29 protein-coding genes are annotated in these 21,582 nt (G+C 53.1%); 1 reads left to right on the top strand and 28 read right to left on the bottom strand.

Annotated elements, in window-relative coordinates; translation table 11 throughout:
- Positions 1-57: 57 nt before the first annotated feature.
- The 10 genes from KKW20_RS03330 to KKW20_RS03285 all read right to left on the bottom strand — a co-directional run bounded on the left by KKW20_RS03330 (position 58) and on the right by KKW20_RS03285 (position 7,760).
- Positions 58-786: a DNA adenine methylase gene (locus KKW20_RS03330; RefSeq protein WP_214566082.1), complete on the bottom strand. Its 729-nt coding sequence runs from the start codon at positions 784-786 to the stop codon at positions 58-60.
- Between the two features lie 224 nt (positions 787-1,010).
- A complete protein-coding gene (locus KKW20_RS03325) occupies positions 1,011-1,181 on the bottom strand; it encodes a DUF6900 domain-containing protein (protein ID WP_214565992.1) in 171 nt (56 codons plus the stop codon).
- Between the two features lie 247 nt (positions 1,182-1,428).
- Complete coding sequence (locus KKW20_RS03320) at positions 1,429-1,704, bottom strand: hypothetical protein (RefSeq protein ID WP_214565990.1); 276 nt, start codon at positions 1,702-1,704, stop codon at positions 1,429-1,431.
- Positions 1,701-2,657, bottom strand: coding sequence for an N-acetylmuramoyl-L-alanine amidase (locus tag KKW20_RS03315; RefSeq protein WP_214565988.1), 957 nt, complete (start codon positions 2,655-2,657; stop codon positions 1,701-1,703). Before KKW20_RS03315 ends, KKW20_RS03320 begins: the two co-directional genes overlap by 4 nt.
- A gap of 178 nt (positions 2,658-2,835) precedes the next feature.
- The gene (locus KKW20_RS03310; protein ID WP_214565986.1) at positions 2,836-3,123 is read right to left on the bottom strand and encodes a hypothetical protein; all 288 of its coding nucleotides are present in this window, start codon (positions 3,121-3,123) and stop codon (positions 2,836-2,838) included.
- A complete protein-coding gene (locus KKW20_RS03305; protein ID WP_214565984.1) occupies positions 3,120-3,482 on the bottom strand; it encodes a DUF1353 domain-containing protein in 363 nt (120 codons plus the stop codon). The genes KKW20_RS03310 and KKW20_RS03305 overlap by 4 nt, the downstream gene beginning before the upstream one ends.
- 46 nt (positions 3,483-3,528) lie before the next feature.
- Positions 3,529-4,518: a phage late control D family protein gene (locus KKW20_RS03300; protein WP_214565983.1), complete on the bottom strand. Its 990-nt coding sequence runs from the start codon at positions 4,516-4,518 to the stop codon at positions 3,529-3,531.
- Positions 4,519-4,609: 91 nt separating this feature from the next.
- On the bottom strand, positions 4,610-4,819 hold the full coding sequence (locus KKW20_RS03295; RefSeq protein ID WP_214565982.1) for a tail protein X: 210 nt from the start codon (positions 4,817-4,819) through the stop codon (positions 4,610-4,612).
- Positions 4,819-5,241, bottom strand: coding sequence for a phage tail protein (locus tag KKW20_RS03290; RefSeq protein WP_214565981.1), 423 nt, complete (start codon positions 5,239-5,241; stop codon positions 4,819-4,821). Before KKW20_RS03290 ends, KKW20_RS03295 begins: the two co-directional genes overlap by 1 nt.
- A gap of 11 nt (positions 5,242-5,252) precedes the next feature.
- Positions 5,253-7,760, bottom strand: a complete 2,508-nt coding sequence (locus tag KKW20_RS03285; protein ID WP_281422111.1) for a phage tail tape measure protein — start codon at positions 7,758-7,760, stop codon at positions 5,253-5,255.
- A 632-nt stretch (positions 7,761-8,392) separates the two neighbouring features.
- Here KKW20_RS03285 and KKW20_RS03280 point away from each other — a divergent pair.
- Positions 8,393-8,611: a hypothetical protein gene (locus KKW20_RS03280; RefSeq protein ID WP_214565978.1), complete on the top strand. Its 219-nt coding sequence runs from the start codon at positions 8,393-8,395 to the stop codon at positions 8,609-8,611.
- A 151-nt stretch (positions 8,612-8,762) separates the two neighbouring features.
- Here KKW20_RS03280 and KKW20_RS03275 read toward each other — a convergent pair whose 3' ends face one another.
- The 18 genes from KKW20_RS03275 to KKW20_RS03190 all read right to left on the bottom strand — a co-directional run bounded on the left by KKW20_RS03275 (position 8,763) and on the right by KKW20_RS03190 (position 21,581).
- A complete protein-coding gene (locus tag KKW20_RS03275) occupies positions 8,763-9,128 on the bottom strand; it encodes a phage tail assembly protein (RefSeq protein ID WP_214565977.1) in 366 nt (121 codons plus the stop codon).
- 11 nt (positions 9,129-9,139) lie between these two features.
- Entirely contained in the window at positions 9,140-9,646 is a 507-nt protein-coding gene (locus tag KKW20_RS03270) for a phage major tail tube protein (RefSeq protein ID WP_214565975.1), read from the bottom strand.
- Between the two features lie 89 nt (positions 9,647-9,735).
- Positions 9,736-10,914, bottom strand: a complete 1,179-nt coding sequence (locus KKW20_RS03265; protein ID WP_214565973.1) for a phage tail sheath subtilisin-like domain-containing protein — start codon at positions 10,912-10,914, stop codon at positions 9,736-9,738.
- Between the two features lie 121 nt (positions 10,915-11,035).
- A complete protein-coding gene (locus tag KKW20_RS03260; protein ID WP_214565971.1) occupies positions 11,036-11,647 on the bottom strand; it encodes a hypothetical protein in 612 nt (203 codons plus the stop codon).
- A gap of 9 nt (positions 11,648-11,656) precedes the next feature.
- Positions 11,657-12,898 carry a phage tail-collar fiber domain-containing protein gene (locus KKW20_RS03255; RefSeq protein ID WP_214565970.1) on the bottom strand — a complete coding sequence of 414 codons (1,242 nt, stop codon included), beginning with the start codon at positions 12,896-12,898 and terminating at the stop codon, positions 11,657-11,659.
- Between the two features lie 2 nt (positions 12,899-12,900).
- The gene (locus KKW20_RS03250; RefSeq protein ID WP_214565969.1) at positions 12,901-13,548 is read right to left on the bottom strand and encodes a phage tail protein I; all 648 of its coding nucleotides are present in this window, start codon (positions 13,546-13,548) and stop codon (positions 12,901-12,903) included.
- Positions 13,541-14,497, bottom strand: coding sequence for a baseplate assembly protein (locus KKW20_RS03245; protein WP_214565968.1), 957 nt, complete (start codon positions 14,495-14,497; stop codon positions 13,541-13,543). The genes KKW20_RS03250 and KKW20_RS03245 overlap by 8 nt, the downstream gene beginning before the upstream one ends.
- Complete coding sequence (locus tag KKW20_RS03240; RefSeq protein ID WP_214565966.1) at positions 14,494-14,883, bottom strand: GPW/gp25 family protein; 390 nt, start codon at positions 14,881-14,883, stop codon at positions 14,494-14,496. Before KKW20_RS03240 ends, KKW20_RS03245 begins: the two co-directional genes overlap by 4 nt.
- Before the next feature lie 6 nt (positions 14,884-14,889).
- A complete protein-coding gene (locus KKW20_RS03235; RefSeq protein ID WP_214565965.1) occupies positions 14,890-15,069 on the bottom strand; it encodes a hypothetical protein in 180 nt (59 codons plus the stop codon).
- 19 nt (positions 15,070-15,088) lie between these two features.
- Entirely contained in the window at positions 15,089-15,631 is a 543-nt protein-coding gene (locus KKW20_RS03230) for a phage baseplate assembly protein V (protein ID WP_214565963.1), read from the bottom strand.
- Positions 15,631-16,404 carry a hypothetical protein gene (locus KKW20_RS03225; RefSeq protein ID WP_214565962.1) on the bottom strand — a complete coding sequence of 258 codons (774 nt, stop codon included), beginning with the start codon at positions 16,402-16,404 and terminating at the stop codon, positions 15,631-15,633. The genes KKW20_RS03230 and KKW20_RS03225 overlap by 1 nt, the downstream gene beginning before the upstream one ends.
- Positions 16,404-16,772 carry a hypothetical protein gene (locus KKW20_RS03220; RefSeq protein ID WP_214565961.1) on the bottom strand — a complete coding sequence of 123 codons (369 nt, stop codon included), beginning with the start codon at positions 16,770-16,772 and terminating at the stop codon, positions 16,404-16,406. The genes KKW20_RS03225 and KKW20_RS03220 overlap by 1 nt, the downstream gene beginning before the upstream one ends.
- Positions 16,772-17,170, bottom strand: a complete 399-nt coding sequence (locus tag KKW20_RS03215) for a hypothetical protein (RefSeq protein ID WP_214565960.1) — start codon at positions 17,168-17,170, stop codon at positions 16,772-16,774. Before KKW20_RS03215 ends, KKW20_RS03220 begins: the two co-directional genes overlap by 1 nt.
- Positions 17,171-17,279: 109 nt before the next feature.
- Positions 17,280-18,272 carry a major capsid protein gene (locus KKW20_RS03210; protein WP_214565959.1) on the bottom strand — a complete coding sequence of 331 codons (993 nt, stop codon included), beginning with the start codon at positions 18,270-18,272 and terminating at the stop codon, positions 17,280-17,282.
- 12 nt (positions 18,273-18,284) lie between these two features.
- Positions 18,285-18,668 (bottom strand): head decoration protein, encoded by a 384-nt coding sequence (locus KKW20_RS03205; RefSeq protein WP_214565958.1) that lies wholly within the window; start codon positions 18,666-18,668, stop codon positions 18,285-18,287.
- A gap of 3 nt (positions 18,669-18,671) precedes the next feature.
- On the bottom strand, positions 18,672-19,730 hold the full coding sequence (locus tag KKW20_RS03200; RefSeq protein ID WP_214565957.1) for a head maturation protease, ClpP-related: 1,059 nt from the start codon (positions 19,728-19,730) through the stop codon (positions 18,672-18,674).
- Positions 19,731-19,746: 16 nt separating this feature from the next.
- On the bottom strand, positions 19,747-20,016 hold the full coding sequence (locus KKW20_RS03195) for a hypothetical protein (RefSeq protein ID WP_214565956.1): 270 nt from the start codon (positions 20,014-20,016) through the stop codon (positions 19,747-19,749).
- Positions 20,013-21,581, bottom strand: coding sequence for a phage portal protein (locus tag KKW20_RS03190; RefSeq protein ID WP_214565955.1), 1,569 nt, complete (start codon positions 21,579-21,581; stop codon positions 20,013-20,015). The genes KKW20_RS03195 and KKW20_RS03190 overlap by 4 nt, the downstream gene beginning before the upstream one ends.
- Position 21,582: the final 1 nt, after the last annotated feature.

The raw sequence follows: 21,582 nt of genomic DNA, 5'->3' as shown, positions 1-21,582 counted from the left end.
CCAATGTCCTCCATATGGTGCTCTATATGTCCTACCAACGCCGCCTCCATTCCAAATCTACACGTGGAAACGGACTCGCAGATCAGCTTGTCGTCTGGAAGGTGGGGGCAGCGCACCGCTTACGATCGACAGGACAAACGCCCCTTTGATCTCGGCAAGCTGGTCTGCCATGCGCTGAAAATCGGCGCGCTCAAACATTCCCTTGCCATAATCATTCTCACCACCGTGATAGGGTGGATCGAGGTAAAACAGCGTGTCAGGCGTGTCATAACGCGCAATCAGGTCTGACCAGTCGAGGCATTCAAACACAACACCGTCTAGGCGTTCGTGTGCCGCGTCCAGAATTGGTTCAAGGCGCGTCATGGAAAAGCGTGGCGCATGATCGGCAGACACGCCAAACACGCCCCGAACCTGACCACCAAATGCAAGGCGCTGCAGATACAAAAAGCGCGCAGCGCGCTCCAGGTCGGTCAGGGTTGATGGATTGGTTTCCCGCAACCGCTCAAATTCGCGGCGGGATGCAATCGAAAACCGCATGATCTGCATGAGCTGCGGATAATGGCGCTGCAGGATCCGAAACAGGTTGATGATTTCGCCGTTCAAATCGTTGGCGACTTCGGTTCGCGGCCTGAAACCACGACGCAGAAACACACCGCCCATTCCCACAAACGGCTCAACATATGTTTTGTGGGGAATGCGCTCGATGCGCTCAATTAGAGTTTTGGCAAGCTTCGACTTACCACCCATCCACGGCGCGACAGGCGCAGCGGGGCGAACATTTTCCATTGTCATTGGATATGATTCCAGCATAAAGCCGCACCACTCTCGCGAGAGTATGGGCGGCGAAACCGGAAGGTCGGCGTCGGCACAGCTTTGTTCAAACTATGGCTGTGTGGTGGGTGGTGTTAGCGCACCACCTGCCCCCGCCCAAATTCTCAGGCGGGGTAATTCTTATGATTTTGCAATGCGGTGTTGGATCATTACGGCCATTGCTTCGCAGGTTGCGCCTTTCATTCCACGCCTCCCTGCGTGCTTTTCTGACCGGCTTGAAAGGCCGCTTTTAGCGCTGCCTCAATTTCCCAAACCGAAAGCTCTTTGAAATCCAAGCTGTCAGAGTTTTGCGCTTCAAGTGTTTCAAGGCCGAGATGCTTGCGGGCAATTTCTGAAATCATATTCTGCATTGTTTTCCTCCTGTTACACGTCACAGATAAGAGGCAACCGAACAGTTTGAAGTGATCAGAGATTGCTCTTTTGCAGGTCTTTTGATTCCTTCATTGCTGCGTTCCGGGTTTGCGACCGGACAAGACTTCCACCTTGTCCGCACAATCCAAAAGCGCCTTGCGATCAGCCCCCCAAAGCAGCTCAATTTTCTGATCACTCACCCAGCCGGGCGGGATCTGCACCGGCTGGGCGCACGGGTCAGCGCTTTCAACGTAGGGCGTTGAGGCGCTGCACCCGATCAGGGCCAAGGCAACGCTCAACAACAACGGGATCCGCATAAGCTTTCTCCTCTAGTTTTCGGTGAAGATCATCACGTTCCGCCGCCGCCTTCAGGCGGGCCGCTTCCAGCATTTTCCCAGCTTCGATTTGCGCAAGATGCTCCGCGTTTTTCGCAGCCTCCGAGGCGCGGTATCCGAGGCGATATCCCTGCCAACCGGCAAGAGACACCGCCCCGATCAGAAAGAGAACCCAGACGCGGTTCATGCCGCCTCCAGATATTCAACAGCCCCGCGATAGATTGCTTCCGCCAGCTCATCCTTATGCGCGTCCGCCACCTGACAAAAGTCTGCATTGGAACCAAAATAAGGTTCTGTCATGATTGCCGGCGCTCGACCTTGCCAAAGCGAACGACCGCCACGGTCACGTCGGCCACGCGCCCTGACGCCATCGTCCTCATTCCCCATCACCGTCAGAACACGATCATGAACCCGACGGGCAAGACTTCGAGATCCGCGCGTTCCAGAAGTGAGAGTAAGGCAACCGGTGGAACGAGGATTCACACTTCCATTAAAATGCAACTCGATGGAACAGTCCGCCCCCCAAGCATCGACCTCGCCATAAACACGGTCAATTTCGCGGCTATAGCCGCCGCCCGGAACTCGGTTGAAAATCTTGATATTTCGAGGGTCATGCGCTCGTATCAATTCAGCCAAATGCCCATTCCACTTAAACTCAGTCATGCCATCAATCGAACGCACTGCACCCTGAGCGCGCGCATTATGCCCCACGACAATCGCTATCTTTTTTCCAGCGCCAGCAGAAGACACAGGCAAGAACCTCAGAACTGGCCGCAGGAGCATCAAGAGCAACATATGCGGCACCAGATAGGGGAAACGCAGTCGATAGCCTTTCTGGCGCAGGGATGGCACGAACTCGCGCTGGATATTGTCAACCCAGCCATGCCCGCGCACCCAGAGGACCGCATGCCCGACACCACGAGGCGTCTTGCAGTAAAACATCACATATTTGAACGTCAGCAGGGCCAGCCAAAAGCGCAGCAGTGACTTGCCCTCCGCCAGCCAAATCAAGGTCAGCGAGTAGTCTTCGCAATCGCCAAAAATTGACGCTTTGCCTTTCAAGATTTTCCAACTCTCGCCCCGGTCAGAACGATATTTGAAACGTGCGTTTAGGTCGGCCAAAGCCGATTGAATGGACATAGCGCCCTCCATTAAAAAACCCGCCATGCGGCGGGCTGTTACGGTTCGATTGTTTTGTGGGTTTGTGGCGGTACGCAGGTAAGCATCTCGTGGGCTTGCCACCCCAACACGAGCGCCAGCCAGATGAGCAAAAACCACGGCGACAATTGGCGGCGCATTACATCTCGCATGTGCTGCATTATTTCCCCCCGACTGCCCGTAGGACAAACGCCTTGAGCGCGGCGCGATCAGCGATCAACGCCCCCATCGCATCCAAAATGAGGTAGGCAAGACCAGTGACCAGCACCATCGCAATTCCCTCCCCCATCCAAGTTACAGATGCGGCCACCTCATCTGCGATACCATAGGCCACCCCGCCTGAGGCCCCGGCAATCGCCGTTCTGATCAGCCACGGCTTGCCTTTGTGCTGAAGCCAAACCAACACAATGGCAGACGCCAGTGCGATGTAATATTCCGTTGTTTTCATGCTCGCCTCTCAACTCGAAAAACCCATTGAAGGAAACGCCGCCCGCGCATCCCAGAATATGCCACCCACGCTTTAAGCGCCGGTGCCTGTTCGCTCATTGCCGCCTCAAACCATTGACTGTCCGCAAAGGCGCGTCGATATCCCGTCTCAAGCAGCGTGTCGTGAATTGCCGCCGCTTTCAGAAAGGCCGGATCGTCAGGCGAAAAAACCCATCTCAACGCCCACGGCACAGAGCTTTCAAACTCTTTGCCCACTGGAATTTCCAGAACCCAGCCAGAACCGCGCTTGCCGATATCCCAAAGCAAAGGGCGCGTGACCACATAGCCGCGCACCCCGCCCCTCACACACCAATCCGGCATGACGATTTCTCCCAGAAACTGGCCTGACGAGGTCAGCGACCTAGTTTCAGACCACTCTCAACTTCCCATCAAATGAAGTTCTGACGCCGCCCTTTTTGGTATAGGTGTGCTTCACCAGTTCGGTGATGAATTCCCGGCCATCGATGCCAGGTCGCACCCCGAAATATGAGATAGGTTGTCCAGCCATCAACGAAGGCCGACCAACGATAGAACAAGATGTTGTCATCAACCCGCGCAACATCTCTTTTACGTATGCTTCAGCAGCGGCCTGCGCCTCCTCCTTCGAACTAAAGGGGTCTCGAATTACGTGTTCGCCATCAGCTTCAGGGTCACCCTTAACGACAATCTCTTGCCTCGTGGCACTCCCACGGTCTTGGTAAAACGCCTTCACCGCCCCAAAACGATCCACATCGCTTTCAAACGTCTTACAGGTTCCAAGGATAATTTCTGTCCGAACGATTTTAACTGACGGCACCACAGTCCCGTCCGCTGTTTTTCCCGCCCCTAACTCCAACCAAAGCAATGTGCCATTTTTGATAGTGAACAATGCACCGTGGCGCTTTGCCAGACGTCTCAAAAAGTGCAGATCGGATTCGTCTTGCTGACCGATCCAAGAATAGACATGGCCAGACACAACATCCGAGATTTTGGATTTCAGGCCATGGTCAGCTGCAATTTCGGCCACAATCTCCTTTACCGACACATCATCCCAATGGCGCGATTTGCCCGTTTTCATCTCAGAACGAAGGTCTGCCGAATGCCCACCAACCGTAATGGTGTATGGCAAACAGCTGTGATCAACACGGTCGATGATATAAGATCCTGCAAAACCAACATCGCCAGATTGAATGGTTACACTGGCGACAGCACCACGGCGTGGGCTAGCAAAATGCGGCTCATCATCGTTAAAGGTCATCTCCAACGCATCGGATTGAATCCCCTCCCGATCGGTAACGCTCAACTTCACCAAACGCTTGAAGAACAAACCCGACACTGGCACACCATCGATGTCGACAAGAACTTTCGGATGCGTCATGTTACCTCCCAGTAATCATGCGAGATTTTCAGAATATTTTTTTTGTTTGGCAAAGGGCTTTGATTTGCTTCTTGGTCGGAGTGTGGTTTTACTAGTCCCACAACTTGACTGTTTTCCGTGCAATTCCAGACTTGATGTCCGGCAGCGTGATTTCCATACCTGCCGGAAGACGATGCGCCACCTGCGCGATATCAGGGTTAGCTTCAAGCACTTGTTCAACAGCACCAGATTGGCGACCGTAGTACCGAGCGCAGATTAGATCCAAGGCGTCATTTGCGGATGTGATGTGGCTCGCCGACATTAAATTATCCCCAACAGTGAAAGCAGTGAAAACCCAGAGCCAACTTGCCGTACTTCAATCGAATATGCGTTTCGACCCGGCGCACCGAACCTGTCGTGAAAAGTGCGGTCCTCATCGACTTTTTGAATTGCGTGACTTCCAAAAACCTTGCCCCCTAAAGACACAAGCATCAGAGGGATCCCGTTTTTTGCAGCCAGCCTAACCCCCTCCAACGTGCTTGCCCCGCCCCATTCAGACGGGAACAAGACACCAGTAATGGTGACCACCTCAGAACGCGGTCCAGTCCACTGCAGGGCGTTGAAGCGCCCTGCAGTTTCAATTTCAGCCCACGTTGTGTCCAACTTTCGGCTCACATCAGTATAACCAAAGCCATGCGCGCGGAACATAAATGGCCCAAGCGCCATCGTTACAGGTCCAGACATTCAACATTCCTTTAATCAGAAAAACTGGCTGCGAACGTGGCCGAAAGTCGATCACCCAATTTCGCCTCCAACAGATCCACCAACCCTTCTGGATCTGAAATGCCAGACGGTGCCGTGATGTGTATGCCACCGTTGATTTCAACATGCGCAGTTGTGGATCTTTCTGAAGGTGAACCAGCAGCAACCGCAGCCGGTGACCCCACAAGTGCAGTTGTCGCCAGCGCTGCCATGCTAATTGCACGAACCCGTTGTGACCCCTTTTGCATGCGTTTCATTTGCTCATTGGTTGCAACAAAAGCTGACCGGCTTGCAAAGATGGGTTCCGGCCCCCGCTCACCAGCGAGATACGGCAGACCAGCACGCATGGGACCACCCAAAGCACGTGCACCAGCCAAGGGAACCACTTCACGCGCCGGTCCAATGGTTGTCTGCAATGATCCGTTTGACGGCATCGACTGAAGACGCCCAGACAATTGCTTTACCTTTTCCAAGGCACGATCAATCGACTCTGTGCTGATTTCAGGCGCGACTTCAGTGTCGTCCAAAATTTGAAGCGCCGACGTTAAAGTGACAGATCTTGTTTCCGCATCAGCAAGTTCAACTTCCACCTCTTGCAAATCACGCTTGCGCGCATCCATCTCCTGCTGATGGGGAATAGCCATCGCAGCTGTCATTGGCCCTTGGCCTAGATTGTCGATCTCACCTTGAATACTTGCAATCTCTTCCCGAAGCGATGCTGCATAATCCCGCAACTCTTTTAGATGTGCAGGCGTTGGAAGCGAACCAGACGCAAGGGTGCTTTGGATCATCTCAGCAGCCCGATCCTCTCGCAGCTTCGGTCTAAGCGAACGGCCATTTTTCAAGGCAATTCCATCAGGCCTCATCTGAGGTCTCGGCCTAACTCCCCAACTTTGCAACTCCTTGTATTCTTCGGGCGTTTCCCCAACCGGCTCTTTAAAAGCAGGATGCTGAGGGGGAGGTTTTCCATGGACCAATTCATATGCCCATTCGTAGCCATTCCCTAGCTGCTTTAGTCCAGGCGTGTTTCGAAAAAAGTTTTCAATAGAACGGACATTGGCGTCCTGAAACTCAGCGAGTTCACTTGGATCTTCCGGTACATTTTGCATAGCCAGATATCCCAAGATACCTGCACCTGCCCCCTTCAACATCATTGCATTTCGCTGACGTCCTAGCGTCCTCATAGAGCGCGCATGACGGCTTTCAAGACGGGCCAGTTCGGTTGAAGCCCCCCGGCGAAAGTTTGCGAAATCAAGCAAATGCCCCACAAAGCTTGGCCTGCGCAAACGCATTTTCCGCCGCCCAAGCCGGTCTATGCCGCCACCTAGAGCGCTAAGATCGCCAGCTGCGAACATGGCATGTGCACCCAACGTCGAAAGCCCAAAGCGCATCACCGCCATGGTCCCCAGAACACCCGCGCCCACGGTTAACAACGCGCCACCGGCCACAGCCATGGCCCCAAGCGCTGTTGCCCCAAGGAACAAAGCTTTGGTGAAGCCGGGATGTTCCTTTTTCCACTCAATGAGCGTTTCGACAAATGCATCGGCACGCTCCAGCATTGCCGTCAGCGTGTCCAACGTTTCAGGTGACAATGTAAACAAATTGCCTAAGGATTCCTTCAGCTGCTCTTTTTGAACATTGAAGTCCCGCAAACGGCGATCCAGATCTTCATCAACAACGCCTTCTGCACCACGTGACCCATCCCGGATGCGGGCATATTCTTCCATGTTAGGAATTATTGCGCGCAGGAAATCCAGAACCTGCTTATCACCAAACAGTTCACCCATTTTAAGCGCATCGCCGCCAGTCTTTTCTGCGATGAGCTCGAGCATATGCTCCATGGGGGAAACGCCACGATCAACCGCCTTTTGTAGTTCCTTTTCAACACTCACACCCATCTTCTTAAACTTACGAACAGTTTCTGGTGATGTGATTTTCCCAAGGAAATTGGACAAGTTGGTCGCCGCTTGATCTTCAGACCCTGCCGACTTCATGGCAACCTGCAAGGCCGCAGTCAGCTGAGCAACAGAATCCAACCCTTCCATTTTCAACGCCCGCGCACCGGCAGTGATTTCAGGGAACTTCCGCGCCATCGCAGTAAGTTCAAATCCACCTTCTTTACCGCCCTTGGCCATAATATCGTAGGCGCTTGCCAGTTCTTCAGGGGCAACTTTCAAATTGTCATAAAGCGCAAAACCAGCGGCACCCATTTCATTTGAACTGGTTTCTGTCGCAAAGGCCGCTCGCGCGGTGGCAGGCAATGCTGATAGCGCCGCCTCAAGATCCATGCCCTTTCCAACCAGAACCTCTAACCCTTCAAGCATCTCATCGACGCTTTGTTTTGTCTCGCCACGCAAACCTTGAAGCTCTTCACGCAACTTCACAATACGGGCGTCATCCGCGCCTGTCAGGTTTTGGAAACTTGTAAATGCCGCTTGTTGGTCACCAGATCGGTTTGCGACATCTGTGGTCGATGACAGCACGCGACCACCCACACCCATCGCAGCGTTGCCAACAAAGCTCATATTTGCCGCCGTCGCCAGAGAACGATCCATCCTCTGACGGCTTGTCGCAACGCGGTCCTGCATAGCCTTCAGGCGGCGCATCCGCTCTTCTTGCTTTGCAAAGGCAGTATTGGCGACACCTAGAGACCTAGCCAAACGTCGTTGCTCACCAGCCAAATCAGCCGTGTTTATCCCTGCCCGTTTCAGCCCATTAAATGAAGCATCAAGCGCACGTCGATTTCGCCGATGGCTCGCAGTCAGTTTATCAGCCGTTCCACGCGCCTTTTCCAACTCGCGGTACATTTGCCGAGTTGGCTGTTTGGCAGACCGAAACCGGCGCTCAAGCTTACGTACGTTTTCACGCGCAGCGTCCATCGCCAATCCGGACGCTTTGGCTTTGGAACGCAAGGTGTCAAAGTCTTTAATTAACTGAAGCCCGCCCCGCATTTTCTGCAGCTGCTGCATTTCAGAACGAACTTTATCTGCAAAACGCCCCGTAACCTTCTGCATTGACTGCATTTTATTCGAGTATTGATCAACCGCTTTGATGACCAATTCTGATGTAATCCGTTTACCCGACATTATGTCACACACCTTGAAAAATTGGGGAAAATGCCTAAGTCTAAGGCATGGATATCTTTGCGATGATTTTTGCAGTTCTGATGATTGCCACGGCTATTGCCGCGGCGATCACTTTAGGTATCTATGCCGGTGGATTTTGGGCCGCGGGGGCGTTTGCACTGCTGCTATTCACCCTCTACCGGACATTCACCTTTCAAAGCGGCCCCGTCCGATCTACCGACCGGGACACGCTTAATGCTTTTCAACGAACCCTGTCCGACAATTGAAGCTATGCAATCTTCAAACTGGTCGCATCCCGCACCTTCTGTGCGGCATCGTACCATTTGTTGAAACTGGATAGCTTCATAGCCAAGACTTGCGGCAAAGGCGTCGACAACACGGACGCCACAAAGCCAGCGGCAAAGCGCAGGTCCTCTACTACTTTGCCGGGACTTCGTTTCCCGGCGCACCACCTTCTCCGTCGACGGCCTCGCTCGCCAATATTTGAGAAACAGCGGCGTTGACTGCTGGAAGGTCTGACTCTTTGATCCTTCCTGCCATCGCCTCAGGCACACCTGCACAGCTGGCAATCCAGAACAAATTGATCCGCGCTGCATCGATTGGTGCCCGCATCTTGACAATGCCCCCAGGCCCTTCAACCTCGCGCAGTGGCCCCAGTGTGGCCTCCAACTCCGCATAGGCGATTTGCGATGCCAGGTCGGGTTCATCAAACGACAGAGATTTATGCGTCTCGCCATTGAATTCAATCGAGCGAGACAGTGGAACAGAAATTGGTAGATCCATGCTTTCAGCCCTTACAGCAAGAGTGCGGCGCGGATGTCGCCGGTTTGTGACTTACCACCAACCGAGACAGTGAAATCATCAGCTTCGATCATTTCAGAGCCGCCAATTTCCAGTTTCAGATATTCCCACACGAACGTGTAGTCGGTTTCAGCTTTGTCACCGGATTTCCAACTGCCAAAGTCTGCTTCCTTCAGAAAGCCGCGCAAGTAACACGTCGCATTTGTGGTGGTGCCGTCTTCGTCAACCAGCGCACCGGTGATCATCAAAGTGTCCTCGGTGCCCTGCATGCCGTTGATTGCAGAAACAGTTGCTGGATCGAGGGCGGTCATCTTGAATTTGGCGTTTTCGCGTTCATAGCCTTGGCGAATTTCTCGCTCCATAACCATGCCAGCATTTCGGATTTTGTCCGTTTTTACCTTGAAAGGCGGAATGGTCATTTCTGACACTTGACCAACCTTCACATCTTCGTTCAACCACATCGCACAGTCACGAAGCAGGAATGCAGGGGTGGATTTCATATCGTTTCTCCTGAAAGGGCCACTTACATGGCATCAGAGCAGATGCACCGTCGGCGCATCCGCTTCATGGGTTTACGGATTGACCGGACTTAGGCTGCGGCTTGAAGCGCCTGTTTGGTCAATTCCAGATAGTATTCGATGTTGCGATGGGCGATGAAACGGATGTCTTCCATCGGTGCAGGTGGTTCAAAATCAAGCGACAGCGTGATGCGACCAGATGCCATTTGAATAGGATCGTTCAGATCTTGGGCCAACCAAACCTTGCCGCCGATGATGGCACCTTCCGCAATAAATGTGCGCATCGCGGCATTGCCAGACTCGATCATCAACTTGACGTTCGCAGCCGAAAACGGCTTATCCACGAATTCCATGTAAGCCTTTTCGATGGCTTCGTTGATGAAATCTGCGGTGCGGCGAACAGAGGAAAACACCCACAGGTCATCATCAGTAGCGCTGCGACTGCCCCAAGTAATGAAGCCGGAACCGGTGTTGATGATTGTGCTGACATGGTTTTCATTCAAGTAGTTTGAATGCTCACCGTAGGTGATTGGCCGCGTGACCCCAACGATACCATTGATAGCCTTATTCGAAGCTGAGTGCCAAAAACCTAACGTCTTATCGACACGGGCCTGAACACCGGCAAAACGTGCAGACGCTGGACGTGCAACGGCGGCGTTCAAAGTTGTATCGTAAACCAGAACCTTCGGATCAATAACCTCAACTCGCTGCGAGTTAATCAAAGCCCGATATGCGAGTGCAGCCGCGTCAGTTGTATCCGGCCCATCCACATACGCCTTGGCATTAAGCTTATCCAGCACACCAATCAACTCAGCAACCACAGGGTTCGCAGTGACGCCGTCACCCGATGTGAACCCCGGTGCCGCAATCAAGCGTGGCTTGATACCAAGCATCGGTTCGGATTTTAGCAGCGCGTGAACACCCGTGCGCGCCGTGGCGTCACCAACCAAATTGGACATCGTGGCAGCAAGGTCCAATCCCTCTTCCACGCGAATGACAACAGTATAAGCACCAATCTGGTCAAACACGTCATCAATGGCGTCCTTCAATGTGCCCGCGTCACCAATCCCAACGGCATCAGCCGGGGTGCCTTTTAAAAGCACCGGAGTGTTCAACGGGAACTTCAAGGGGTCCGCATCTGGGGCCGTGCCCAACAGGCCGACGACAGCGGTCTGCTCCACCTGCACAAGAACAGGGGTTTCATTGGATTCCGACAAACGCGTGCCGTGATGGTAGCTGAGGTCAGCCATAGTTCTCTCCTTTGACAAAAGAAAACCCGACACAATATTGCCGGGCGACCCGGCATCCGCCGGGATTTTAGCAGCGCGAATTACGCCTTTTTACAATCTTCGATATTTCTGCGGGGAAGCTCTAAGCACCCAAGGCGTCTGGCACGGTCAACCCCATGGCCTCGGCCATGGCCGACGCACTCACCTTTGCCGCAACAATGGCCGTTTGCACGTCTGAGGCGCTGGTGGCGGCATCAATGGCAGTAAAGGTGTTGCGGCGCAGACCAGTCACAGCAGCGGTGATGGCCTCGTATGCCGCATCTTTCGCAAGAACGACGGTGGTCAATTCGTGGATTGTTTCGCCGGTCAAACTGGCTTCACTTTCCAGCATGGGAAATGGTCCAGGTTCCCCATCCTGTACCTTTTGGGCCTCGATTTTCTTGGCAACAAAACCCGCGATTTCGATGGTGGAATATTTGCTGGTCAGTTGGTCTGTCAGGGCGTTGATCCAGCCGATGACAGAGTGTTTTGCCTCAGCTTGTATGACCTCAATCGGCGGTGGTGGCGGTGCGAATTCGAAAAACTGCGCCTCGCCGTCCACCTCTTCGACACGCAAGATCGTTGATCCATTTACGTGATCCGAGTGGGCGTCATCTTCGATTTCAAGATGCGGCTCAGGAATTTCATGGTGCAGGGCATCGTCATAAAAACCGACAATCACACCCTCGGAATTGTAATGTGCAAACTTGGTCATGGCCTGTCCTTAATGCCCAATCGCCAGCATCATGTGCTGCGATGCGCCGGAGTGGGTTACGTTGGTTACGGTGTTGTGCGCGCGGAATGTGAAACCGCTAGGCGTGACGTTTTGGGCGCAAATGCTCAGCACCGCCGTTGGGTGGTTTTCAGTGAGCATCACAGCGTTGCAAGCGTTCGGGAAAGTGATGGGGAATGTGACCGTTTGACCGTCTGCGGCGGACGGCCACGCGGCTTGAATAATCAGCCCGTCAGGCGACCGCCACCAAGTTGCACCGCTCATGCCGGGAAGGCTGCGCCCGCCCGCATCATCCGTCCAAACCGGGCTACCACCCCATGTTGGGCGGTTGTCGGTTGCGCGGTTCATCAAAGCTTTGACACTGCCCGCAATGAGAGGGTTCAAGGCGTCGTCGCCTTGGTGCGCATACACTAGCAACGCACCAGACCGAATGAAGCCGTTGATCTGCGCTTTGGCGTGGGTGCTGACTTCGATTGCGCCGCCCGTGATCAGTTTTTCAAGGGCGGTAATGCCTGTACCAACACCATTTGCGGCATTCATTTTCGTGGCAATGAGGGCGGTCAACGTTGCCGCCAAATCGTCGTCGTTATTCATCGCGGCTGCGATTTCTTGCAAAGTATCCAAGGCTTCGGGCGTGGCAGAACCAATCAAAGCGTCAATCCGCGCCTTCAAAGTGGCGGGCGATATAACCTTGGTCGCCGCAACACCCGCTAAAGCCTCAGCTTGGGTCGCAAAATCAACAACCACGGTCCGGTCACCGGATAGATCACCTCCACCAGCCAGACCAGCACCAGCAGTAACTTTTCTCTCAACAGGCACATACGCATCGGTAGATTGCACCTGCAAAATGAGATTTTCGAGATCCGAGAACACCACATGAATACGAAGTAGCGCAGACACTGTGTCTTTAGGCTTGTTAACAGGCGGATCATATTTTGCGATTGCAATAAGGTCGCCATCCACATCAAACAGACCAGCCTCACGGATCACAAACGGCCCTTCATTTGCATCCAGCAGAATTTCAAAGAAAGCGGTATTAAGCGCCTCAGCAACTTGCCCTGTCCCCTGAACATCTTTCCGTCCTGTTTCATTCAGAAGGGCGGTTTCACCGCCAGAGGGTGAACGATCCCCATCCCCCCAAGCGATTTGCGAAATGGACAAACTTGTCCCATTTGCCAACGCTGCGGCCTCTTTGTTGCGACCAACATTGGTCATCAAAGCATATGACGACATAACTACTCCTCTGCAGATGTCACGGTTGATCTGATTTGCGTGTGCGGGTGCACAGAATGTGCGGAAGAGACATTCAAAATAGGCGGTGGCTCAATTTTGTATTCTGCCGTCGCTTTGATAAATGTGGTCTGAAACAATCCAACATACGCCGCGCCAATTGCACGAACGCCAAGCTGAAGCGACCAGCCGCGCGAAACAGGGGACACCCCATTTAGCATGGCGGTGACTGCCGAAATTACAGCCGATGTGGGTCCAAGTTCCTCACCCCCATCCAGAGGGTCAGTCACAAACGCCCGAACCAAAAAGGTGCCCGGAACACCAGAGCCTTCTGGCTCCCACCATTCAACCAGTTCAATCTCAATTCCAAACGCTGAAAGCGCTCGCTGAATGCCGTAGGGCGTGCCCTTGTAGCGATGGACCTCCGGACTGTTCTGGATGACCCTCCGCTTCACCAGTTCGGGCCAATTCGTATCCCATGCATCAACTGAGTTTTCCCATGCAAGATGATCCAATAAGATTTCGGAAACCGTCATTGGATCTTTGCTAATCTCTCCCACGGGAAGGTCGAATAAGCGTCCTTCAAGAACATCCAGAGACCTGGCTAAATCCGTCGCCGTTGCTGGCAGCATGCTCTGTGACTGATCAAACATCACGCCACCCCCCGGACACGGCCTCCGCAGTCAACGTAACGTCTGTGCAATGCGGTGCATCAAATGGCCCGATTTCCAGATCACCAGCAGGCTTTGTGATGACGACGTCAACCACACCCTCCACGCTCAAAGCGGCAGCTAAAGAGGTTCGATACAACTTGCGGCCGATGCGCAATCTGTTGTTCACAAATGCTTCAGCCGCTGCCTGCGCTGCCGCCAACACAACGCCTGCCGCAGACGGAGACGCAACATGCACCACGGCTTCAATCTCATAAGGCACTGGCGTTGCGGAAATAACCGTCAACTTGTCTGCAACCGGGCGGCGCTTATCAGCCGTACAGTTGTTAAACACAGCCTCTAACAACTCACTATTAGCAGTCCCATCACCTTCCGAGGATAACACCACCATTTTGGGTTCCGCTGGGGGAATTGCAGGGTCCAATCCATGATTTGGACCGTACACAGCAACGTCCACAACCCGATCATCAGAATCCAGCGCCCAATAAACATAAGATCCCTCTGTACCATGCGGCGAATAAGCCTCCATGACCAACTGAATGCGGGCACGAAACGCTTCATCATTTTCCATGATGATATTGCTGGCATCCGTATCATCCACAATCTTGCGTGCGACACCGCGATTTGCACCAATCTGATCAAGGTCAGATCCACGCGCCGTTGACAAAAACACAGATCGGACAGCTGCATTGATTTGATTGGATAGATACAACTCACGGGCAGCGGCTGCTTCATTCAGATATCGCATTGGGCTGGCGGCAATGTTGCGTGCCAATGCCATAACCTCCGCAACCTTTGGCGCCTCAAACACCTCCGACAGCTGCGCTTCAAGCTCCAGCAAGCGGGCTTCCAGAATTGCGTCAAAATCCAGAACCGCGACCGAAGACAGATCCGGCAGTGTGGAAAGATCAAGGGCTGCAAAACGGCTCATACGGCAAGGCTCCAATTGTCTACATGGGTGCCCTGCACCCGAATGACCTGCGTTTCATCACTCACAACCGTGTCGTCACCCAAGTGGGCGTTAGGCAAATGATTGCCCTTCAGCTGCAAAGACATGACCCCATCTGCACCTGCAGATAGGGTTACATCCGTCATTTCAAATCGTGGTTCCCATCGGTCGATTGCCTCAGCAACCGATACGTAAAGCGCCATGATGTTGGCGTCATTCATGGGCATGTCCACCATCACAGGGACATCAGAACCAAACTGGCGCATAAAAACGCGTGTGTTCAAACGCGTCGCCAGAATGGTTTCAATGCTTTGAACCACATGCGCCCAACCTTCGACCGTTGCCCCCGTGTGGTGATCCAAATCCATACGAAATCAGCTTTCTTGTTTAGGCGTTTTTTCAGTTGCTTTTTTCGCGGGCTTTGCCAACTTCAAACCTTCACCATAAGGGGCGGTGTAGTATTTGGCGGCGCGTTCGGTCATCCGGACAGGATCACCCACCTTGCGGTGCTGCCCCTCGATGAAACGCCCTTTCGTCACTTCATAATCTTTCAATCCAGTCATAGTCTTTCCTTCAGTTTGGTGTTCCAGTATTGGACGGCCCAGACATCACCCCCTTGTGGGTGTGTGTGTCGCCAATATTTTTTCCGTTATGGGATTTGGTGCCTCCAACCTCGACCGTTCCCGATGCTGAAAGCGTCAAAGAATAACCACCGATTGCGATGACAATTTCTGATCCGCCACCGGACGCTTTGATTGATGCCCCCCCTACCGACAGAAGAACGAATTCATCGCCAGCTGCAGACGGCCTACCATTGGCTGCAGAATTCAAACTCCCTTGAATACTTGCGTCATGCAGGTCGCCACTTTCGGACGAAATTTCGACTTGCTGTCCAACAGAGGGAGGGTTGTGTGTTTTGTTTGCACCCGCCGATTGTTCCGCCCAAGGTATCCAACCCGTCACCAATGGCGCATCACCACCTGTCAGTTGGACGCGTGCAAGACCATTGGCGGCATCAACTTCTGTGACGACCCCCGTGCGTCCCTTCGAACCAGCACGCCTTTCAAGCTCGGATATTCTTCTGCGCATATCGTCTAGTTGCTCGACCAATCCCATCAGTTTTGATCCACTTCTACCGACAATTCACTCAGCACGCTCACCGCAGGAACACTGTCGAAAGAGTAAACCCGCAATGATGTTGCATCCCGCGAAGTCATGCCTGTCAGGGCTTCCAGATTTGGATAGGGTGTTTCTGTTGGTTGCCCCAGCAACTGCTGGAAAAGACCAAGCTGTTCAATGTCATGATCTGCCATTAAAGCCATGAAACTTGGCCAGTGACTTCCCTCTGAAAACTCCTGTCCAAGCGGCGGATCCGCATAAGCATCCACAATCAGCTTTAGCTGACCACAGGCCAGCCGAACACTCTCTGCGACGTTGCTGGAGCGGATCTGCGCCTTAGATATCACCTGGCCAAAACTGCCAAAGATTTGCGCCCATGGATTGTCAGGATCAGACAAAACCCGACAAATCTGACAACCAACGATATCCAGAATGGCTTCAAACTGTGCGTCCGTCGCGGGCAGGCCTTCGATAATTTCTGTGACACCGGAAACCTTGTCGGTCTGCCCCATCGTCAAAGACACGCCGCAATTGAATGTTAGCTCCACCTGACCGTTTGCCCGCAACCCGGTTCTGCCCAAATCAGATGCTTTAGCCGCATCCGAATAAACAGCAATAAAGGGGCGCTTTTGATCCGTCCGCAAACCACCATCTACAGTTTGATCAATGGCCGAAATCTGGCTGTCGAGGACATTTTCGCCAACCAGTGTGCCACCTGCCTTTAAGGCTTCAACAGCAGCAATGCGCATGGCCATCATAGTCAACGACATCAGGCATCCCCTAATTCACAAATCAAGCGCAGGTGAGATCGGTCATCCACCGACAAAACCTCAAATGCTGGTTCATTTTCACGCTCCAAGGCAACAAGCTTGTCACCTTTGCGCAGCTGCAAATCTGGATAAGCCAGCCGGTCAATGCGCAGATAACCACCAGCCGCCATGATACTTGAACGCGAAGTGCTTCCGCGACCAAAACTCACTCTCTCAGCTTCGCGATCACCCGTCCGGACGACAGCAACAAATTCGACCTTTTCGCGCGTCGGGTCTTGTTGCCCAGAGGAAAGCGGAAGATGTCTAAGCGTCTCCGACCAGACTTCATCCACTTCCCCCATCAACTCTGCGCGCAAACCGCTTTCCATCAACCTTGCAGCGCTTCAAAGGCTTCCTTTGCGACCTTCAAGGCGGCAATCTCATCCCCTGCAGGTTTTCCCAACCCAACCGCATCCAGCGCGGCCTGTGCTTCAACCACAGACTGTTCAGCAGCTTTCAGCATTCCGGCTTTCGTGGCAGTGGTTTTTCCTTCAAAGATTGGCTCAGAATTCTTCTTTGCCGCAGGTTTCTTCTTCGCCGCAGGCTTTGCCTCTGGTGCCTCGCAATGCTCCGCGATGCCGTCTTGCACAACACTGTCAGCATAAAATGCGGGGACCTGGACTGGCTCACCCACCTGTACTTTGACATCCTTTTCTTCGCCCGCCATGTCCGCTGGAATTGTCAAATTGCCTTTAAAGGCCACCCACTTCTTTTTCGCGTTTGCCATGATGATCTCCTTTGATGGCTGAATTCCGATGCGCTAAATCGCATGGGGATGCAGCCAAAGGCCCGGCGCTTTCACACCGGGCCACTGATTTGAGATGTTGAAAAACCCGTCAGACAGTCAGTTTCCGCAAAACACCCGGCATCGTGCAAAGTGAAATCGCGTTCATCTGGCTGTCCAGATGATAACCTTTGTCGTTATACATCGCCTTCATCCGCGTATAGCGCGGCAGACCCATTGTGTTTGGCAAACCGTTCCAATCCCCGGGCGCAAAGCGTGTGATGAACAAATCTGGCACACCAACAGGGAACACCCGCGCTTCATTGTCTGCGATGAAAGCACCCGCAGCATTTGCGGCTTTGGCACGACGACCCGTGCGGTAACGTTCAAATGTGACATGACCAATTTTGAAAACATCCGGCGCTCCATCACGCAAGCGGTAGCCTTCATTGTCAGCCATATAGGTTTCGCGGACTTCTTTCTGGTCCCAAAGGGCCGCATGGAAGTCACGGCCGCACAACGAATGAATATGGTCATAGGATGCATCAAGTTCGTCTTCGATGGCGAAGACCACATCACCTTTAATTTTCGTTGCGATCCCTGAGACCTCACTGCCCAAACCCAACACAATTGGTGCAGGCACTGCCATACCAAACCGATCATAGAGGTTGTGCAAAACTTTGCCTTTACCAGACAGCACAATCCCCTTTGCGGCACCGATGCGCTGGTGTTCCAAAGTGGCATCCATCGAGCGGGCATGGCGTGCCAACTTGGTGTCGATGCGATTTTCCATAACTTCCAGATCATCATTGGTACCGAACATCCGGACACCTTGAATTTCATCTGCGTTCACTGAATCGTTGATTTCGAAATGGTCAACTTCGAATGTAAATGTCTGGCGGTCATCATCATCGACAGTTTGCCCCGGCCCACCACGCGGTGATGGCTCAATGATATCCAGCTTTCCGTTTTGCTCTTCAACTTTGATGGATGTTGTCGGAACACCCTCTTCGTCAAAGACACCCGTCGCCCCCATTTGACCCGGCACAAACGGTTGATTATTTACGGACGCCGTAAGCGTTACAATGTCAAATTCGTCTTCCATAAGGTCTCTCCCTTAGCGCGCGCGAATGCCAACAGCATTCAGCTGGGCAATCTTGGCTGTGGTTTTGGTTGGGTCGTCCACTGACGTATCAAACGTCAACATCGGCAGCTTGGCTTCAGCATCACGGTCAATGATGGTCACTTCCACATCAGCAGCTGTGGCATCCACCGAATATGCTAGAATGGCCGTTGCCACCTCAGCACCTTCAAGGCCGACCGTTTCAGCATTGGGCGATGGTACAAAATTGCCAGCAGCAGCTGTCAATTGACCGATCACTGTGCCTGCGGCGACTTTACCTGTTCCGGCAGGGATGGTGGCAGTTGCGCGGGAAATGCGGCCAGAACCTTCAGAAAGAAGGAACGCCAGATTGCGGGTCTGCATTGTTGCGTTGTCCATATCTTACGCCCCTTTCTGCGCTCGGCGGGAAGCATAGATGCCGCCAGTGTCGATGGTTGCTTTAGTTTTCTTAGGTGCAGAAGAACCGCCGCCCGGTTGGGCCAAATCAGCAGCAGCTGACCGGCTGGCTTGATAACTTTTAGGATCGGCAGGCTCACCCTCGTCAGGTGCAGACGCATCCAATGCTGCCGCTTTCAAAGTTGCGATGGCGTCTTCAGCGGGGCCATCTTCCTCATAAGCCAGTCGGCTCGCCAACGTTGGGAATTGATTGGCCTCATCACAAGTCATGATGGCCTTAATCCGGGCCTTCACATCGTCAGCGGATACCGCAGCCGCTGCCGTAGCTGGCGCGGTATTGGGGTCCGCTGTTGCGGGTTCTAGTGCCATGGTGGGTTTCTCCTTATCCTTGGCTTGGGTTGGGGCAGCGGACGCCGCCTTCTGCACCTCAGCGTCAAAGGACCAATTCTCCTTCTTCGCCATAGCAACGAGCCGTTTGGGTGCGTTTGCGTATTGCCTGAAATCAAAGGCGGTCACGTTCGATGACTTCGCCTTCGCGATATCTGTCGCGAAACCGCGATCAACGGCTTCCTCCGGCTTTAGCCAGATTTCACCTTCCATTTCTTCCAGAAGGTCTTCGACATCTTCGCCTGATTTTTCCGCGTAAATTTCAGCCATCTGACGGCCCAATTTGCGAGTATGTTCGGCGTAAGATTCAAGATCAGTTGCTTTGCCATAAGCTAGACCTGATGGACCATGGATCATCATTTGCGATCCAGCACGCATCGTGATGGTGTCACCTGCCATTGCGATCAAAGACCCGCATGAAGCAGCCATTGCATCAATGACGACACTAACCTTGCCTTGATGCGCCGTCAGTGCGTTATAGATTGCAACACCGTGATCGGTGTAACCACCGCCAGAGTTAATCCGTACAGTAATATCCGCTGTACGACCAACCTCTGCCAAGGCATGAACCACATCGCTGTCGGTAAAGCCCTCGCCCCAATAGCTATCCCCAACGAACCCGTAAAGTACGAGTTCGCCGCCCACTAAAATGGTCATTTCATTCTCCTAATTATCAGGTGAAGCGGAAGCGCTTCGCAAAACGGCTTCGCTTTTTGCCGCTGCCCAACCGGGCACATTCGCTCTCGTAATGCGCGATCAATGACGCCAATCGTCGATCATTAGCGCGCATGAAAGTGACCTCTTCGCCATCGATGCGGACGGTCTCCCGTACACCACCAACAGCGAGCTTCAGCTGCATTTTCTTCAAGGCAGTCACGACATCACATGGCTTCGAGATGTCGATGAGATCTGCGCCAATCTTTACTGTGCTTGTGATTGTCATTCCACAACCTCGGTCTGGATAATTGATGCATCCGACTTTGCCGCGTAAGGCGACTTCATCCCTGATTTGACATATCGTTCGTGAAGGCGCTGCCGACGCTCAAAAAGCGCGTCAGCATCAATTCCCAAATCACCTGTTTCATCTTCGACCGAACTGGTTCCGTTCTCTAACCGTTCAGTGGACGCCCGCGCTGACTTAAGGTCATCTGCAGTTGGTTTTGGCGGGCCTTGCCATCCGGCGATACAAACCCGCGCGCGATTTGCACGGAATGCCTGATACCCGCCCTTGAAAGGGATGCGACCTTCGCCAATTTCTTCGTCCAGCCAGTTTTCATAAGACATCTGGCACATCGGGGCCGCAACCCGTTCGCGTCGCCGCGCCACTACCGGCCACAAAGATGAAGTTTCCATTCGGACGCTGGCATAGCTTGCATCCGTATAGTCCATGGTTAAGCCACCATATGAACACCCAATTGTGCGCGCCATGTCACGGGCAAGGCTGTTTGAAAACGGCAAGAAGTCCTTGCCCGGAACATTGGCAGTTTCTAATCCAAGCTTCTGACCTGGCCCCAAATGCGAAACTTGCGGATCAGCACCCACAGAAATTCTACTATCCGCAGCTGCATCCAAGGTTCCTGATAAATAACCCAGATATTCTGCCGCGTAGCTCCTACCACCATCAGTCTCTTTCAACACCTCAAGAGCTTCATATGCATCCTGACTGGGTTGATCGCTGGTCAGTGTGATTGCAAAAATGGTTTGCAACAGCGCCATCTGCAAGGTCGCATCATCCAGCATTTCTGCTTGAATATGTTTGCGAAACGCCGGTGCAAGCTTTGAAATCCCGCGCACATCGTCGGCATCCATCGGATCAAAAATATGCATAACCAAAGGGCGACCATCAGTATCAAAAGCAGCATAGTCCCGCTTTTCCTTAGCTCCATCAAAACGATAAGAAACTGGTCGACCTTTGGCATCATGGCGTACGCCTTGGAACAAACCTTCAAAGGTATTGGTGTCCTGCACCAACTTCTGGGGCGGCACCATACACAGCTTTGTGCCAGTTGAGATCCGATAGTGACTGCGTTCAGCGGCGTTAAAGAAATCAAACACACCAGTAACTTCACCAAACGCGATATCCCAACGCAGGCCAATATCAACCATTTGTGGGCCACTTAACTTGCCACGGACATCGCATTCTTTTTTGTCGTTCCAATACGCTTTCCAGCGACGCTTCAACAGACGTATTAGGCTTGCCTTTTCTTCATCAGAGTATCCCAGACCCGTTAGATCCGGGTCTGGCGTCAGTGTGAGGCCTACTCCAACTGTGTCCGCAATAACCTGATCACAGGCCCCCTTTAAACGACCTGAGTTCTGGATAAGATCCATCGCCAAACCTGCACTGCGAGACCATGCACGACGGATATCATCACGGCTGTTAGTGAGGGGTGCGACGCGCGACGCAATGGCCCCACTCTTAGTATCCCTCAAATACCGCGCAGTGTTACGCCTTGCAGCAGGCGATGCTACCAGTGGTGTTCCGTCAGGTTTGATAAGGCCAGTCACA

This window comes from Aliiroseovarius lamellibrachiae (genome assembly GCF_018599245.1).
GTDB lineage: Bacteria > Pseudomonadota > Alphaproteobacteria > Rhodobacterales > Rhodobacteraceae > Aliiroseovarius > Aliiroseovarius lamellibrachiae.
This window is presented reverse-complemented; position numbering and strand designations above follow the sequence as displayed.

Excerpts from the sequence above, each read along its gene's own strand:
- KKW20_RS03290 (WP_214565981.1), bottom strand. The coding sequence starts at position 5,241 with ATGTCTGGACCTGTAACGATGGCGCTTGGGCCATTTATGTTCCGCGCG.
- KKW20_RS03310 (WP_214565986.1), bottom strand. The coding sequence starts at position 3,123 with ATGAAAACAACGGAATATTACATCGCACTGGCGTCTGCCATTGTGTTG.
- KKW20_RS03275 (WP_214565977.1), bottom strand. The coding sequence starts at position 9,128 with ATGGATCTACCAATTTCTGTTCCACTGTCTCGCTCGATTGAATTCAAT.
- KKW20_RS03225 (WP_214565962.1), bottom strand. The coding sequence starts at position 16,404 with ATGTCGTTGACTATGATGGCCATGCGCATTGCTGCTGTTGAAGCCTTA.
- KKW20_RS03220 (WP_214565961.1), bottom strand. The coding sequence starts at position 16,772 with ATGGAAAGCGGTTTGCGCGCAGAGTTGATGGGGGAAGTGGATGAAGTC.
- KKW20_RS03330 (WP_214566082.1), bottom strand. The coding sequence starts at position 786 with ATGGAAAATGTTCGCCCCGCTGCGCCTGTCGCGCCGTGGATGGGTGGT.
- KKW20_RS03255 (WP_214565970.1), bottom strand. The coding sequence starts at position 12,898 with ATGTCGTCATATGCTTTGATGACCAATGTTGGTCGCAACAAAGAGGCC.
- KKW20_RS03280 (WP_214565978.1), top strand. The coding sequence starts at position 8,393 with ATGGATATCTTTGCGATGATTTTTGCAGTTCTGATGATTGCCACGGCT.
- KKW20_RS03230 (WP_214565963.1), bottom strand. The coding sequence starts at position 15,631 with ATGGGATTGGTCGAGCAACTAGACGATATGCGCAGAAGAATATCCGAG.
- KKW20_RS03265 (WP_214565973.1), bottom strand. The coding sequence starts at position 10,914 with ATGGCTGACCTCAGCTACCATCACGGCACGCGTTTGTCGGAATCCAAT.
- KKW20_RS03285 (WP_281422111.1), bottom strand. The coding sequence starts at position 7,760 with ATGGGTGTGGGTGGTCGCGTGCTGTCATCGACCACAGATGTCGCAAAC.
- KKW20_RS03270 (WP_214565975.1), bottom strand. The coding sequence starts at position 9,646 with ATGAAATCCACCCCTGCATTCCTGCTTCGTGACTGTGCGATGTGGTTG.
- KKW20_RS03315 (WP_214565988.1), bottom strand. The coding sequence starts at position 2,657 with ATGTCCATTCAATCGGCTTTGGCCGACCTAAACGCACGTTTCAAATAT.
- KKW20_RS03210 (WP_214565959.1), bottom strand. The coding sequence starts at position 18,272 with ATGGAAGACGAATTTGACATTGTAACGCTTACGGCGTCCGTAAATAAT.
- KKW20_RS03305 (WP_214565984.1), bottom strand. The coding sequence starts at position 3,482 with ATGCCGGATTGGTGTGTGAGGGGCGGGGTGCGCGGCTATGTGGTCACG.
- KKW20_RS03200 (WP_214565957.1), bottom strand. The coding sequence starts at position 19,730 with ATGACCATTTTAGTGGGCGGCGAACTCGTACTTTACGGGTTCGTTGGG.
- KKW20_RS03245 (WP_214565968.1), bottom strand. The coding sequence starts at position 14,497 with ATGAGCCGTTTTGCAGCCCTTGATCTTTCCACACTGCCGGATCTGTCT.
- KKW20_RS03260 (WP_214565971.1), bottom strand. The coding sequence starts at position 11,647 with ATGACCAAGTTTGCACATTACAATTCCGAGGGTGTGATTGTCGGTTTT.
- KKW20_RS03295 (WP_214565982.1), bottom strand. The coding sequence starts at position 4,819 with ATGTCGGCGAGCCACATCACATCCGCAAATGACGCCTTGGATCTAATC.
- KKW20_RS03205 (WP_214565958.1), bottom strand. The coding sequence starts at position 18,668 with ATGGACAACGCAACAATGCAGACCCGCAATCTGGCGTTCCTTCTTTCT.
- KKW20_RS03320 (WP_214565990.1), bottom strand. The coding sequence starts at position 1,704 with ATGAACCGCGTCTGGGTTCTCTTTCTGATCGGGGCGGTGTCTCTTGCC.
- KKW20_RS03240 (WP_214565966.1), bottom strand. The coding sequence starts at position 14,883 with ATGGATTTGGATCACCACACGGGGGCAACGGTCGAAGGTTGGGCGCAT.
- KKW20_RS03325 (WP_214565992.1), bottom strand. The coding sequence starts at position 1,181 with ATGCAGAATATGATTTCAGAAATTGCCCGCAAGCATCTCGGCCTTGAA.
- KKW20_RS03300 (WP_214565983.1), bottom strand. The coding sequence starts at position 4,518 with ATGACGCATCCGAAAGTTCTTGTCGACATCGATGGTGTGCCAGTGTCG.
- KKW20_RS03195 (WP_214565956.1), bottom strand. The coding sequence starts at position 20,016 with ATGACAATCACAAGCACAGTAAAGATTGGCGCAGATCTCATCGACATC.
- KKW20_RS03215 (WP_214565960.1), bottom strand. The coding sequence starts at position 17,170 with ATGGCAAACGCGAAAAAGAAGTGGGTGGCCTTTAAAGGCAATTTGACA.
- KKW20_RS03250 (WP_214565969.1), bottom strand. The coding sequence starts at position 13,548 with ATGTTTGATCAGTCACAGAGCATGCTGCCAGCAACGGCGACGGATTTA.